Source organism: gamma proteobacterium symbiont of Lampromicra miyakona (assembly GCF_059730895.1).
This window is the reverse complement of sequence record NZ_AP035933.1, coordinates 507,842-521,081: the sequence shown is the minus strand read 5'-3', so window position 1 is coordinate 521,081 and position 13,240 is coordinate 507,842. Positions and strand designations below refer to the sequence as shown.

Annotated in this window: 12 protein-coding genes; 5 read left to right on the top strand and 7 right to left on the bottom strand. The window is 54.0% G+C overall.

Annotation, left to right across the window (positions count from 1 at the left end):
- Window positions 1-266: 266 nt before the first annotated feature.
- The 4 genes from AC6I8P_RS21885 to AC6I8P_RS21870 form a co-directional block, all read right to left on the bottom strand.
- A complete protein-coding gene (locus tag AC6I8P_RS21885) occupies window positions 267-467 on the bottom strand; it encodes a hypothetical protein (protein ID WP_498028864.1) in 201 nt (66 codons plus the stop codon).
- Between the two features lie 542 nt (window positions 468-1,009).
- On the bottom strand, window positions 1,010-1,858 hold the full coding sequence (locus AC6I8P_RS21880) for a hypothetical protein (protein WP_498028863.1): 849 nt from the start codon (window positions 1,856-1,858) through the stop codon (window positions 1,010-1,012).
- Between the two features lie 1,009 nt (window positions 1,859-2,867).
- Window positions 2,868-3,398, bottom strand: a complete 531-nt coding sequence (gene blc, locus AC6I8P_RS21875; RefSeq protein WP_498031217.1) for an outer membrane lipoprotein Blc — start codon at window positions 3,396-3,398, stop codon at window positions 2,868-2,870.
- A 98-nt stretch (window positions 3,399-3,496) separates the two neighbouring features.
- Window positions 3,497-4,192: a RipA family octameric membrane protein gene (locus AC6I8P_RS21870; protein ID WP_058775966.1), complete on the bottom strand. Its 696-nt coding sequence runs from the start codon at window positions 4,190-4,192 to the stop codon at window positions 3,497-3,499.
- A 234-nt stretch (window positions 4,193-4,426) separates the two neighbouring features.
- On the opposite strand from AC6I8P_RS21870, the gene AC6I8P_RS21865 reads away from it, so the two are divergent.
- Both AC6I8P_RS21865 and AC6I8P_RS21860 read left to right on the top strand, forming a co-directional pair.
- Window positions 4,427-5,290, top strand: a complete 864-nt coding sequence (locus AC6I8P_RS21865) for a substrate-binding domain-containing protein (RefSeq protein WP_394516534.1) — start codon at window positions 4,427-4,429, stop codon at window positions 5,288-5,290.
- A gap of 172 nt (window positions 5,291-5,462) precedes the next feature.
- Entirely contained in the window at window positions 5,463-6,890 is a 1,428-nt protein-coding gene (locus AC6I8P_RS21860) for an alpha,alpha-trehalose-phosphate synthase (UDP-forming) (protein WP_498031216.1), read from the top strand.
- Between the two features lie 24 nt (window positions 6,891-6,914).
- Here AC6I8P_RS21860 and AC6I8P_RS21855 read toward each other — a convergent pair whose 3' ends face one another.
- Both AC6I8P_RS21855 and AC6I8P_RS21850 read right to left on the bottom strand, forming a co-directional pair.
- Window positions 6,915-7,205, bottom strand: coding sequence for a hypothetical protein (locus AC6I8P_RS21855; RefSeq protein WP_021508990.1), 291 nt, complete (start codon window positions 7,203-7,205; stop codon window positions 6,915-6,917).
- A gap of 392 nt (window positions 7,206-7,597) precedes the next feature.
- Complete coding sequence (locus tag AC6I8P_RS21850) at window positions 7,598-8,497, bottom strand: LysR family transcriptional regulator (protein WP_125311491.1); 900 nt, start codon at window positions 8,495-8,497, stop codon at window positions 7,598-7,600.
- A gap of 168 nt (window positions 8,498-8,665) precedes the next feature.
- On the opposite strand from AC6I8P_RS21850, the gene mgrA reads away from it, so the two are divergent.
- On the top strand, window positions 8,666-9,700 hold the full coding sequence (gene mgrA, locus AC6I8P_RS21845; protein WP_498031215.1) for an L-glyceraldehyde 3-phosphate reductase: 1,035 nt from the start codon (window positions 8,666-8,668) through the stop codon (window positions 9,698-9,700).
- 28 nt (window positions 9,701-9,728) lie between these two features.
- On the opposite strand, the gene AC6I8P_RS21840 is transcribed toward mgrA, so the two are convergent.
- Complete coding sequence (locus tag AC6I8P_RS21840; protein ID WP_031279990.1) at window positions 9,729-10,700, bottom strand: AraC family transcriptional regulator; 972 nt, start codon at window positions 10,698-10,700, stop codon at window positions 9,729-9,731.
- Window positions 10,701-10,826: 126 nt separating this feature from the next.
- On the opposite strand from AC6I8P_RS21840, the gene AC6I8P_RS21835 reads away from it, so the two are divergent.
- Window positions 10,827-11,804: an NAD-dependent epimerase/dehydratase family protein gene (locus tag AC6I8P_RS21835; RefSeq protein WP_498031351.1), complete on the top strand. Its 978-nt coding sequence runs from the start codon at window positions 10,827-10,829 to the stop codon at window positions 11,802-11,804.
- A 90-nt stretch (window positions 11,805-11,894) separates the two neighbouring features.
- Window positions 11,895-13,103: an FAD-dependent oxidoreductase gene (locus AC6I8P_RS21830; RefSeq protein ID WP_498031214.1), complete on the top strand. Its 1,209-nt coding sequence runs from the start codon at window positions 11,895-11,897 to the stop codon at window positions 13,101-13,103.
- The last annotated feature ends 137 nt before the right edge of the window (window positions 13,104-13,240 follow it).

The window sequence follows — 13,240 nt, the reverse complement described above, 5'->3', positions numbered from 1 at the left end:
ACGAAGTCATTTATTGCTTTTACTCCGAGCGTCCAACTTGAAGCTAAATTCTGAATGCCTAAAATCTTGTGAAAACCTTCATTTATATTATTGCTTTTGGGGTGTTCAGTCCAGTAAACCATTCCCGGACAATCTCAATATAAATAACCTTCCAACCGTCACCAGCCATAGTTAAAGGTTTAAGTTGATGTTTAGAATTTTTTATATAATCTGATATTGTTTTTTACAATATCAGGCAAATCATCCGGTGAAACGCATCTATTAATCTAGTGTTTAACCGATTCGATCATAACTTCCTCAATGTATAATTCCCATGCGGCACAAAGCAATAAAATCCCAGCTCTTGTTAAATGTCCCAACCCCATATTTCCGGGGATGCCATTTTGTATGCTTGAATGTCTTTGAATAATTCTATCTATATCACGCATCATTACACCTTCAAATTTCCCTAATGCACTAGATGGCATTAATCCCTCCTTGATTGAAGTTAAACAATCAAAATCCAAGATTACCGTTCACAATTTTTATTATCGGCCTGTATATGAATTACTTTAGGAAGGGTTTTTGCTGTGATCAGCTTAAATTTAACCTTGATCAATTACCTCATTTCATAAGTTATAAATGTCCCATTTTTTTACAAGGTCGACATTCAGAGCCTGAATTATCGTCAGCCCTAGAATTTAAGCAGTAACAATGCAGCCACCTCGTAAATACCGCTTCTGTGGCATAAAGGCGCCAAATGACGCCTAAAAAAGGGGCCGAACGTCCGACGAATATGATACTGTCGTATAAATCCTTCTATATCTGACATTTCCCTCAAGTCACCCAGGCTTTCAGCAATGAAGTGGTTTACGTAAACCCTTATAACCCCTGAGAGCAGGCTTTACTTTTCCTGAGACATAAAATGCGTGACTTGCGTGTTCTAAGTGCGGCCTGCCTAATGCTAACACGTAGGGAGATTCAGCGATGGCCACAGAACTTAACAAGGTAACTCTCTGTTAACATTTCCTTAGTCTTCACAAAAAGGCTGTTCTTTCATGAATTCATCGAAGTTTAAAATTTTCACCTTTAATAAATCCTTTGGGAAACGTTGATAAACCCTGTCATTCGAAATAAATAAATCGACATGATGGCAGTACGCAATATGACAGATGTCGTGACTATCATTCTTACCGGGTTGATTACCTGTTTTCATTGCATCTAAAATATAAACAGTTAAGCACTTTAAATAATCATCTAATATTTTACTATGATAGTATGTATTGATGGATTTTAGATACTCAGGAGTGAAATTGCGTTCTGGATCTGATTCTGTTCCTGGTCTGAACTTTCTTATTCCAAACTCATTGAGAAATCCTATTATATTCATATCCATAAGCACTCTAATTTCTGCTTCTGTGTAAGGGTTGACTCGAAGCGAGTCTCTATCCTCCTTTTCTGTTGACATTGTTTCTTTTAAAACTGATATGGAATCCTCTACTAGCATATTGTCATAATTAGTTAGCGTCTCAATAGAATACACTTCCCCACCGAGATCGATTTTAATATTCTTTGCTTCAGATAGCGTATCTGTTCTAATAATTTCTTCCATTAACATCTTTGTGGCTGGTACGTCATAATCATTTAAACTAATTCCAAATGCCTTAGCCTGTAAAGTACCTACGGATTCCCATATGATTTTTACATCACGACTTAAAATGTTGATTAGAGAGGCTTTTCGTATATTGTACTCTTTTTCTGAGGTCATCCCTGCAATCAGTTCCATGATGCCAAGCTGTGAACATACAAGTTCAATGTTATTTTTTTTAGGGATTTTATTTAGCTGCCTTAGTATATTTGTATCCAGATATGCTTTCATTTTTTAATGCACCTTTATTTTATATAGTGATTAAATATCACTGATTGAATACTCGTACATTTATGAAAAGAACTCAAGAAGCACCTTTGCTCACTTATTGCTGAAGATCGCTTTTTGAACATTTATCGCCACATGCAACTATCATTCGAAAGGGCTTTGACCTTATCCCCGTTTATTAATACACAGCGATGTTAGTAATGTCCGCTTTTGGCACAAAGCGGACGTTCACAGCAATTCCAGCTGTCCAGTGGCATTTGACACTAACAGGCAGTATGCAGCCAGTGGATTGTTTGCCATGAATCGAAACGCTCTGGTTGAGCATACTTACCGGCGGCGGCGCATTAGAGAATAGGTTTGCTACTGGCCTTTGGCGGCGCCAGCCTGCTGCTGACGCTTAGAGAGTGACTTAAACCGTACATGACGGGGAAGTAACTGACACCCTGGCCCGAACATGCACTTAACCTGGCAACAGGCTAGCGAACTAAGCGCCGGCTATCGTCGGCTGACGTGCCTTCATCGAATCATGCTTGCCTGGATTGCACTCCTGAGTGGTGCCTGGGAGATAAAATTTTCCGTCCGCATCAGGATCGGTGCCGCCGGGACATCCCGGCCTGCCAGCAGAGCCATCAGTATTACCCCCATCTGAACCATTTCCACCGTCAGCGCCGGATTCTCCCGCATAGCCGCCGTTTCCTCCCTGACCTCCGGCTCCTCCCTGTCCAGCGCTGACAGAGCAGGCAAACAGTGCCAAAAAGCAGGCCAGAAAATACTTACTCATTGATTAGCCTCTCGATTCGTAACGGGCAGCTCAGGCTGCCGCTGCAGGTAATGCTCACGAAGAGATACACTAACATCCGTTTTATCTCTGCTGACTTAGCAGGTCATCAACACCCGTTTTTCAATAAAAAGTAAGGCCGTCAATTTACGCAATGCCTGCTGCTGACCTTACTCTGATTACTGCAAGCGTAATCACTGAAGCCCGCGCGGGCGTCACTGGCGCTGCACCCTCTTATCGTGGCTGGTTCACCCAAATCAGTTGATCGGTTGCGAAGCCCAGTCGCTGGGCATAGGCGAGATAACGCTGTTTGACTTCAGCCGGAATGGTGGGCTGACGCGACAGAATCCACAGATACCCCCGGTTCGGCCCGGCGACAAGTGCATACTGATAATCTTCATCCAGCGCGATCACGTTATAACCACCGTAAAAAGGTCCGAAGAACGAGACCTTCAGCGCGGCGACGTCAGGTTTACCGGTGAAGTAAGCTTTGCCTTCGCTCTCGCTCCACGCTTTTTTCTCCGGATCGTAACCGCGATTCAGCACGCTGATACCGCCGTCGCTGCGTTTGCCGTAGGTGGCGGTAACATGATCTTTACCGCGTTCGAAACGGTGATCGAGTCGGGCAATTTCATACCAGGTGCCAAGATAGCGATCGGCATTGAAGTGGGTGATGGGCTGCACGCCTTTAGGTGGCGTCGGGGATTTACAGGCGACCAGGGTAACAGACAGTGCCGTGATGGCGACTAACGGCCAGATTTTCATCGCAACTCCTTTATATCTCTCAAAATCCTGTCTGAAGTATAGATAAGGATAGCGAAACCGGCGCGGCGCAAAACCTTACGCCGCTGCCGGTCTGTCGATTAACGGCGTTTCTCAACCTCATCTTCTGGCGGAATCACCGGCTCATCGATAGCGATCGATTTGCCGGATTTCAGCAGCTGAATATCCAGAATCACGTAGGTCATGGTGGTGATAAACAGTGAGATCACACTGCCAATCACGCCGCTGGTGGTGAAGGTGAAGTAGTTGTACATCACCACCCAGGTGAGGCAGATAAACATCGCCAGCGCCACGGTAATCGCCGACTGCGAGTAATGCGTGGTGCGCGCCCCCATTTCATTAATCTGCAGACTCAGGTTGCAGCCGCTGTATTTTTCCAGCAGCACGATAGTGTGATCCCAGTTGTGCAGGCGGCGTGCGCTGCCGCGCGCGGCGAACAGAAACAGCAGCGACAGGAACAGACCAGAGAAGGCGATCAGGACCGGTACCGCTTCCAGCGCATAGGCAATGCTTTTATGGCTCGACGCTTGTGCGACCGCGCTCAAATCCAGCGTCAGCGAGCAGCCCAGTGCGCCATACAGGAACACAAACAGCAGCAGATAGAGCGCGTTGCGTTTCCAGTCGAGCTCTGCTTCATGATTTCTCTGTAACCGCGCATCCTGCAACGCCTGTTGCAGGCGCAGTTGTTCGTCAGACGTGGAATCGATACTGGCGATCTCCTCGCCCAGTAAGCGGTGAATAAAAGGCTGATCGGCCTGATCGAGGGTGATGCGCATAAATTTTCCGCTAGCAAAATATTCGTGGCGTCAGTGTAACGTAAAACGAAGCTCACCGGGCGTCCGGTGCAGCGGCTGCGCATTTTGCCGCCGTCAACACGCACCGGGTGAAGGGGGAGCGCAGCAATCCTTCGCATCCACCGATTGGCGATATCTGATTATTCGGGTAACGTGGAATTTCATACTAATACGTCAAAATTTTTCCCGTACCCTACGTAACAGGAGAGGTCAGTTATGTCCGTCCATTCGCCGCTCATCGGCATCGTCAGCGATGATGTCAGTCATCCGCACAGTATGCACATGCACAAAGAAGTCACGCGTCAGCTCAGTGCGCGTGATCGGCTGCCGGTGCTGCTGTGCGCCGCTACGCGCGAGGATTTTCAGGCCGCGCTGCGGAACGCGGCGTCGCTGCCACTGGGCGGACTGCTGTTCCTGAGCTCGCCGTTTCAGGATGCGCAGGAGATCGCCGCGCACCTGCTGCCGTCGCTGCGCGCGGTGCATTTGTGCCCGAACGACAGCGCGGGCGCTGATGTGGTGGTTGCCGATGCGTATCACGCCGGGCAGCAGCTTGGCGCACTGCTGCTGTCGCAGGGACACCAGCGTTTGGGCGCTATGCAGGTGCAGGCAAGTGACACGCCGCCGCGCCAGGTGCAGGGGTTTATTGCCAGCCTGCAGGCGGAAGATAAGACGCTGCACGCAGCACTGCACGCCGGTGCCCTTCACCGTGAGCAGGCTTATCAGGCGATGATGGCTTATCTGAAGAAAACCCGTGCGGCAGAACGCATCAATGCATTGATGTGCGAATACGACGAGCTGGCCTTTGGCGCACTGCAGGCCGTGCGCGACTTCGGTCAGGGCGCGCATATCGCCGTAGTGGGCTTTGATGATGCTGACGAGGCGCGCGGCTCCACATGGCACCTGAGCAGCTGGGCACCGCGCCGTGATTTACTGGTGACGGAAGCCCTGAACCGGCTGCTGGATCAGCGTCCGGACCACAGCCGCGCCTGGCAGCAGGGTGAGTTGCAGGTGCGCCATTCGCATCACGGCAAATATGTGCCTGGCGAAATGTCGCAGTGCGGCTGCGCCATCCGTCACTGATCGCTGCAAGCCTTTCCCCTTTGGCGCCGGGCTGATTTCCACACACTGGCGCTGATCTTTGCCGGATTTTTATATCCGCGCAGGTTTTCTTTACGCCTTTTTTATATTGCCGGCGGTTAAATCAGCGCAGCAGGCGGCACTGTGGCGCGCCTTAACCTCAAAGGGAAATATCATGCCCGGCACTATTCTGGTCACACATAATCAGCATCAGTCTTCCACGCTGGCAGCCATTTACGATCGCCTGATGGCGCGACGCGGTGGCCTCTGGGTCTGCTGGGATGGACAACGTACCGTCGCTGCGCAGGAAGCGGCGCGCACGCTTAGCTTTCAGCAGGGTAATGAATACGACAGGCTGCAGTTTGCGCTGACGCGCGCAGAATACGAAGAGGGCTATCACGGCTACGTACATCAGGGGTTGTGGCCGGTGTTTCACCAGCGTCCGGACCTGGCACGTTTCACCAGCGCCAGCTTCCAGGCCTATCGCCAGCTGAATGCGGCTTATGCTCACGCCATCGCTGAATATGCCATGCCGGACGATGTGATCTGGCTGCAGGATTATCACTTCATCCCAACGGTGAAAATGCTGCGTGATACCGGCTTAACTAACCGCATCGGTTTGTTTTTACATCAGCCGTTTCCGTCCGGTCAGCTGTTCGAAGCGATCCCTGACTGGCGCAGCCTGGCAGAATCGCTGCTGTGCTGTGACCTGATTGGCTTCCAGACCGCGCAGGATATGAATAACTTTCTGCTGTGGCTGGAGAGCGAGTTTCGCGCTGAACGCTTAGGCAGGAACCGTCTGCGCGTGCACGGTCACATTATCACCACTGGCGTGTTTCCGGTCGGGATCGATCTGGCTGAGGTTCAGGCATTACTCGAGAGTAACAGCTGCCAGTATATGGAGCAGCAGAGCCGCGAACATTTGCCGGCCAACACGGTGCTGAGCGGCGGTCATCTCGACGACAGCGCAGGTCTGCCGTATCGCATCAGCGCGCTGGAAGTGCTGCTACGCCATCACCCCGACTATGCGGGCAACATGATGTTATTGCAGCTGGCTTCTGCTGCCAGCGGTCACACGCACCGGCAGCAGGCAATCAGCCACAATCTGGAAAATCTGTGCGGTGAGGTTAATGGCGTGCACGGTATGCTCAACTGGTATCCGGTCAGCTATCTCAACCACGATTATCGCCGTGAGGAGCTGGCCGGGCTGTATCGCGCGTCGCGGGTGGCGCTGGTGACGCCACTGATGGCGGGCATGAGCCTGATGGCGAAAATGTATGCTGCGCTGCAGGATCCGGCGAATCCCGGCGTGCTGATTCTGTCGCAGTTCGCGGGTGCGGCCGAACAGATGGATGGCGCGCTGATCGTTAATCCTTACGATCCGGATGCAATGGCGGATGCCATCCATACGGCGTTGCGGCTGCCGCTCAGCGACCGTCAGAACCGTCATGCGCGCTTGCTGAATAATCTGCACCGCTATGATTGTCACTGGTGGGCCGACAGCTTCCTCGCCCTGTTAATGGATGAGCCGCAGCCGGAGAGTGTGCAGCTGTCTAGCCGTCACCTGTCGGGCGCAGGCATAAGCGGGCGGTTACGTTATTGATAAGCAGACTGGGGCAGAGCGGGGCTAATGTCGGGTGTTTTTGCCCGTATTATCACGGTTGCGAAAAATATGGGTCACGTTATCGCTACCTTTTAACGCCACCGCTTCGCCCTGAGGCGCACTTTTGCTGTTCTGCACTTCAGCAATCGCATAGCGAAACGCCCGCTGGCGTGCTGGATCGGTTTCTGAGGCCGCCATCGCGCGCAGTTTTTCCAGCAGTGCGAGGGTGGTTACCGGTCCGGCTTGTTTTAACAATTGCAGCACGGCATCGCCCATGACAATGTCGGCCAGTTTTTCATCTTCACTTCTATACATAAAAGCTCTCAGTATCCGCGTTGCGTTTAGCATTGCCTGGTGCAGGTAAACCAAAGCCTAATCAACGACTGATAGTGTCGCTCTTCCTCTGTCGGAAATGTGTGACCTGCTGAGCGAAATTTTTCCCCGACAGCACCCTTAAACTTATACAACAAAAGCGCTTCTGTACAGGCGGGAGTGCGAGTGGCAAGGGTTTTTAGCCACATAATCCCTGACAAACAGTGGCTTGAATCAGATATTAATAGCGGTGCGCATTAATGCGCACTCTACAGTGAGGGTGCAATTTCCCGGTAGGGTCGCCATTGATGGCGACCGAATCATGGCTGACTGTCGATTCGTTAAAACATAACAAGCGCTGCCGCCGTCATCCTGCACCGTTACCCGCCCCGGCGCTAATCGCTGCTGCCCAGAATATCCATAAACTCCTGCACTGGCCGGTCGTAGACGTTCATACTGCCGGGACGATCGCTGAGCCAGGCCACAGCCAGTTCCCAGCACACATCAACGTCGCTGATGCGGCAATAATGCAGCGTCGTGCTGCGCGCTTTCACTACCTGTTCGGGCAGCAGGGCAATCCCCATATTGCGCTCAACCAGACTCAGCAGGGTTTCCAGATCGCTGACTTCAAACGTCACTTTGCGGCTCAGCCCCTGGAGGGCAAAACTGTTGTCATTCACCTTGCGCGTGCCCTGGCCGGCTTCGAAATCGATGAACGACTGCTGCGCCAGTTGTGCCATGGTGACGTCCGGCTGCATCGCGGTGAATCCGGCATAATCGGCGGCGAACGCTACTACGATTTCATCGCAGGCGATGATGCGCGACGACAGCCGGTCGGAGACTTCCTCCACCGGCATAATCGCCAGATCGATCTGCTGATCGTGCACTTTTGCATTGAGCTTCGCCGATGATCCCTGGCACAGCTTGACGTCAAAATCCGGAAAGCGACGAATAAAGGTTTCCAGTAATTGCGGCAGATCGATAAACGGCGGCACGCTTTGCACCGTGCCAATCGACAGGGTTCCGGTCTTAAGCGCCACGATCGCCGCCACTTCCTGTGACGCTTTTTCGACAAAGGCGCCGATGGTTCTGGCGTAATCAAGAAACACTTTCCCGGCCATGGTCAGGCGCACCTGGCGAGTGGAGCGGATAAAAAGCGGCGTGCCCAGTTCCTCCTCCAGCTGTTTGATCGAGGTGGACAAGGCCGATTGCACAATATGCATACTCTGTGCGGCGCGGGTGAAATTTTCATGTTCCGCCACGGCGATGAAGTGCCGCATCTGGCGCAATTCCATCAGTTATCTCCATAAAAGATGAATTTAATCACAATAATGAATTTTACAGATTAACCATACGCGGTAAAAATTTGTCCGGCAATCGCCTGTTCGCCGCGCGGTTTTGCAGGAAGGCAGGGTACGTCTTCTGCCCACCAGCACGGCGGCATTTAATGAGAGGAATCTGTTATGAGTTATGTTGCATCGCCAGCGCGTTATCAGACCAACATGCAGTACCGTAAAACCGGCAAAAGTGGCCTGGTGCTGCCGCTGATCTCGCTGGGGCTATGGCAGAATTTTGGCGGCGTTGACGTGTTTGAGACCGGCAGAGCGATCCTGCGCCACGCGTTTGATAACGGCATTACCCATTTCGACCTGGCGAATAACTACGGTCCGCCAGCGGGATCGGCTGAAGAGAATTTTGGTCGCTGGCTGGCGCAGGATTTTTCCCCGTATCGTGATGAACTGATTATCTCCAGCAAAGCCGGCTGGGACATGTGGCCGGGTCCGTATGGTGGCCCGACCGGCACTCGCAAGCATCTGATTGCCAGCTGTGATAACAGCCTGCGCCGCATGGGGCTGGATTATGTCGATATCTTCTACAGCCATCGCGTTGATCCGAATACACCACTGGAAGAAACCATGGGCGCGCTGGTACAGCTGCATCGTCAGGGCAAGGCGCTGTACGTCGGCATCTCTTCCCATTCGCCAGAGCTGACGCGTCAGGCCGCTGCGATTCTGGCCGATGAGAAAGTGCCGCTGTTTATTCATCAGCCCAATTACTCGATGCTAAACCGCACTATTGAGCACGGGCTGCTCGATACGCTGGCGGAGCTCGGCAGCGGTTGCATTGCTTTTTCACCGCTGGCACAGGGCATGCTGACCAGTAAATACCTCAACGGCGTACCGCAGGGCGCACGCGCCGGCGGCAGCGATCCGCGCCTTTCTGCCATGCTCAGCGAAGAGAACCTGGCAAAAATTCGTGCGCTTAACGCGATTGCTGAAGCGCGCGGTCAGACGCTGGCGCAGATGGCGATCGCCTGGGCGCTGCGTGATGAGCGGGTCACTTCTGCGCTGATTGGTGCCCGCACGGTTGATCAGTTAAGCGATTCCCTGCGCGCGCTGGACAACCTGACCTTTACGGCACAGGAGCTGGCGGACATTGATCGCTACGCCACCGAAGGCGGAGTGGATATGTGGCGCGTCTCTTCACAAATTAAGTAAAGCCCGGCGCCGCGCAACGCGGCGCGCTTTATCGCTGCGCCTGCTGTAACCGCACGGCGCGGCGAAATGCATTGGGTGACTGACCCGTTTCACGCTTAAAAGCATGGCTGAAGGCGCTCTCTGAGGCGTAACCCAGCGTCTGCGCTACCACGGCCACCGCCTCATTTTCCTCCTGCAACGCACGCTCTGCCAGCCGCATGCGCCACGCCGTCAGATAGGCTATCGGCGTGATGCCGACCACCTGGCGAAAATACTGGGCAAAACGGGTGCGCGACATGGCACAGGCACGCGCCAGTTCGTCCAGATGCCAGTTGCGCGCAGGATCGCCATGCAGTCGCTGTAACGCCGGTGCCAATCGCGCATCGTTCAGCGCCCGCAGCCAGCTGGCGGGCAGTGCGCTGCTGGTTTGCAAATGCGCCCGCAGAATCTGGATGAACAGCAGTTGTGCCAGCTGGGCCGTTGCCAGCTGCGATCCCGGCTGGACATGCTGGCCTTCCTGCACCAGTTGATCCAGCACCCAGCGGAATGACGCCGCCTGCGGTGACGCTGCCGGCACCTGAATCCAGGGAGGTAATACGTGGGTCAGTAAACGACCACTGGCAGGATCAAGCAGTACATGGCCACCGATATGGACAAAATCATCACCGCTGCCAATCGGCGCATGGCCTTTTCCTGCGCCATAAAACACGCTCATGGCGTCAACCGGCGGCTCGTCCGGATGGCTGGCCAGCACGAAGGCGCGTTTAGCGCTCAGCAAGCCGACGTCGCCGGTGGCAAAGTGGAATGGTTCAGGTTCGCCCTCCAGTATGACCCAGCAACTGCCTTTGATAATGGCGAAGAATTTAATTTTATCGGGCGCAGGGAAACGCAGCGCCCAGCGTCCGCCTGCGGTAAAACCGCCGGTCAGCAATGATTCAGCGCGAACGAATCGCAGAATGTCGGAAAAGGGATCAAGGCTCATTTCTGTACTATCACGCAAGTAAAGTGCATTTACAAGCATTCAAAATCCGCCCTCCGCCGCTTAACGTAGAGCGCGTCGAATGAACGATGCTTGTGATGAGGAAGTAAAATGAGTAATGAAAAGGTTCTGGTTACCGGCGGCAGCGGGTTTATCGCCCAGTACTGAATTATTGCGCTGCTGCAGCAGGGCTATCAGGTGCGAACCACCTTACGTGATGCCGAACGTGAAGCTGAAGTCAGGGCGCATCTGTTGCAGGCCGGGGTGGCCGCAGACGAGGCGCTGCAATTTGTCGTTGCCGATTTAACGGCAGACGCGGGCTGGGAAGACGCGGTGGCAGGCTGTCGCTTCGTGCTGCATGGCGCTTCACCCACCCCAACCGGCAGCCAGGTAAGCGAAGCTGACTGGGTGAATCCGGCGATTGAAGGAAATCTGCGCGTATTGCGCGCCGCGCGCGATGCAGGCGTTAAACGTGTGGTGCTGACCTCGGCGTTCGGCGCGGTCGGTATCGGACATCCAGCGGACTATCCGCGCCCCTTTACCGAGCGCGACTGGAGTGATGTCAGCGGCGATGTGTGGCCGTATCAGAAATCGAAAACCCTGGCGGAACGCGCCGCCTGGCAGTTTATCGCTGAGCAGGGTAACGGTCTGGAACTGGCCACGGTGAACCCGGTGTCGGTGCTGGGACCGGTGCTGGGTGCCGACTATTCACATTCGATTCGCATTGTGAAGGAGCTACTGGAGGGGCAGCCAGGCTGTCCTGACATCAACTCATGTTTTGTTGATGTGCGTGACGTGGCCAGTCTGCACGTGCTGGCGATGACCCACGCCGCAGCGCAGGGTCAGCGCTTCTTCGCCAGTTCGGGGCATAGTCTGCCGCTTATTGAGGTGGCGCGCACGCTCAAAACCCATCTGGCAGCAGAAGCAGAGAAAGTTTCGCTGCAGCCAATGAGTGACGCCATGGTGCGGGCGGCGGCAGCGCAAAATCCGCTGATGACGGGAATGGTAAAACTGCTGGGCGTTGATATGAACGTCAGCGCCGCTAAAGCTGGCTGGCTGCTGAACTGGCATCCGCGCAGTCCGCAGGAGGCCATTCTTGCCACCGCGCGCAGCCTGATTGCGCTGGGGCTGGTAGCAAACCACTAGTCTGACTGCGGCATTTATCATCACCCTGGTGACGCGCAGATGCTATATAAATGATAACAATTATCATATATAGCGATTGATGAGGACATCATGCCGTCTCCACAGGTGATAAACGCCGACTGCTGTATCGTCGGCGGCGGTCCGGCCGGCTTAATGCTGGCCTATTTACTGACGCGCGCCGGCCTGCGCGCGGTCGTGATTGAGAAGCACGCCGATTTTCTGCGCGATTTTCGCGGCGACACCATTCATCCCTCAACCCTGGAGATCATGCACCAGCTGGGTCTGCTCGACGCGCTGCTGGCGCTGCCGCATCAGCGCGCGGAGAAGTTACAGGCGGAAGTAGGCGGGCAGGAGATCACCATGGCCGATTTCTCCCGTCTGCCGTTGCGCTGCCGTTTTATTGCCTTCATGCCGCAGTGGGACTTCCTCACTTTCCTCGCCGCCCAGGCGGCGCACTATCCCGGTTTCACGCTGCTGCAATCCACCGGTTTTGACGATTTTCTTCATCAGGATGGCGTAATCGCAGGCGTGAAAACGTTACAAGGTCACGAAATTCACGCGCCGCTGGTAATAGGCGCTGATGGCCGTCGCTCGGCGGTGCGGCAGAAAGCCGGGCTGGTGGGTAAAAGCTTCGGTGCTCCACGCGATGTGGTGTGGTTCCGGCTGGATAAACAGCCGGACGACCCTGAGCTGGGGATGGGCCACAAGGGGCCGAAGCAAAACTTCATTGTCATTGACCGCGGCGAATACTGGCAGTGTGGATTCACCATTCAGAAAGGCGAATTCGAGGCGCTGAAGCAGGCCGGGCTCGACGCGCTGAAAAACCGCATGGCAGAGGTTGCGCCGTTCAGCGTGGCGCGCATGGCGCAACTGCAGGATTGGCAGCAGCTGAGTCTGTTGTCCATCCGTATCGATCGGCTGGACAAATGGATGAAGCCCGGCGTGCTGTGCATTGGCGATGCCGCACATGCGATGTCACCGATTGGCGGCGTGGGTGTGAACCTGGCGATTCAGGACGCGGTGGCCAGCGCCAATTATCTGACGCGGCCGTTGCAAAACGGCACGCTCACGCTGCGCGATTTGGAGAACGTGCAGCGGCGGCGACAGTTTCCGACGGTAGCGACGCAATTCCTGCAGATCAAAATGAGCAGCGGCAAGCGCCCGCGCACCACGCCCAGTAAGGTTCCGCAGCTCATCAGCCGCTATCCGTTTTTACGCCATCTGTTTGGCCGATTGATCGGCATGGGCTTCCGCCCGGAACGGCCACGTCTCGCCGGAGAAAAAAACGTAGCCGGGTAATTATTGCAATTGCGATGCTTTTGTAACATTAAATTAACTTTTGCGGCGGGCTATCATTAAAAAAATTGCTTAATCGGAGAGGGGGTTTAATCACTTTGTGCCTTATTTGTCGGCAGATATAACCTGAACGTCAACGC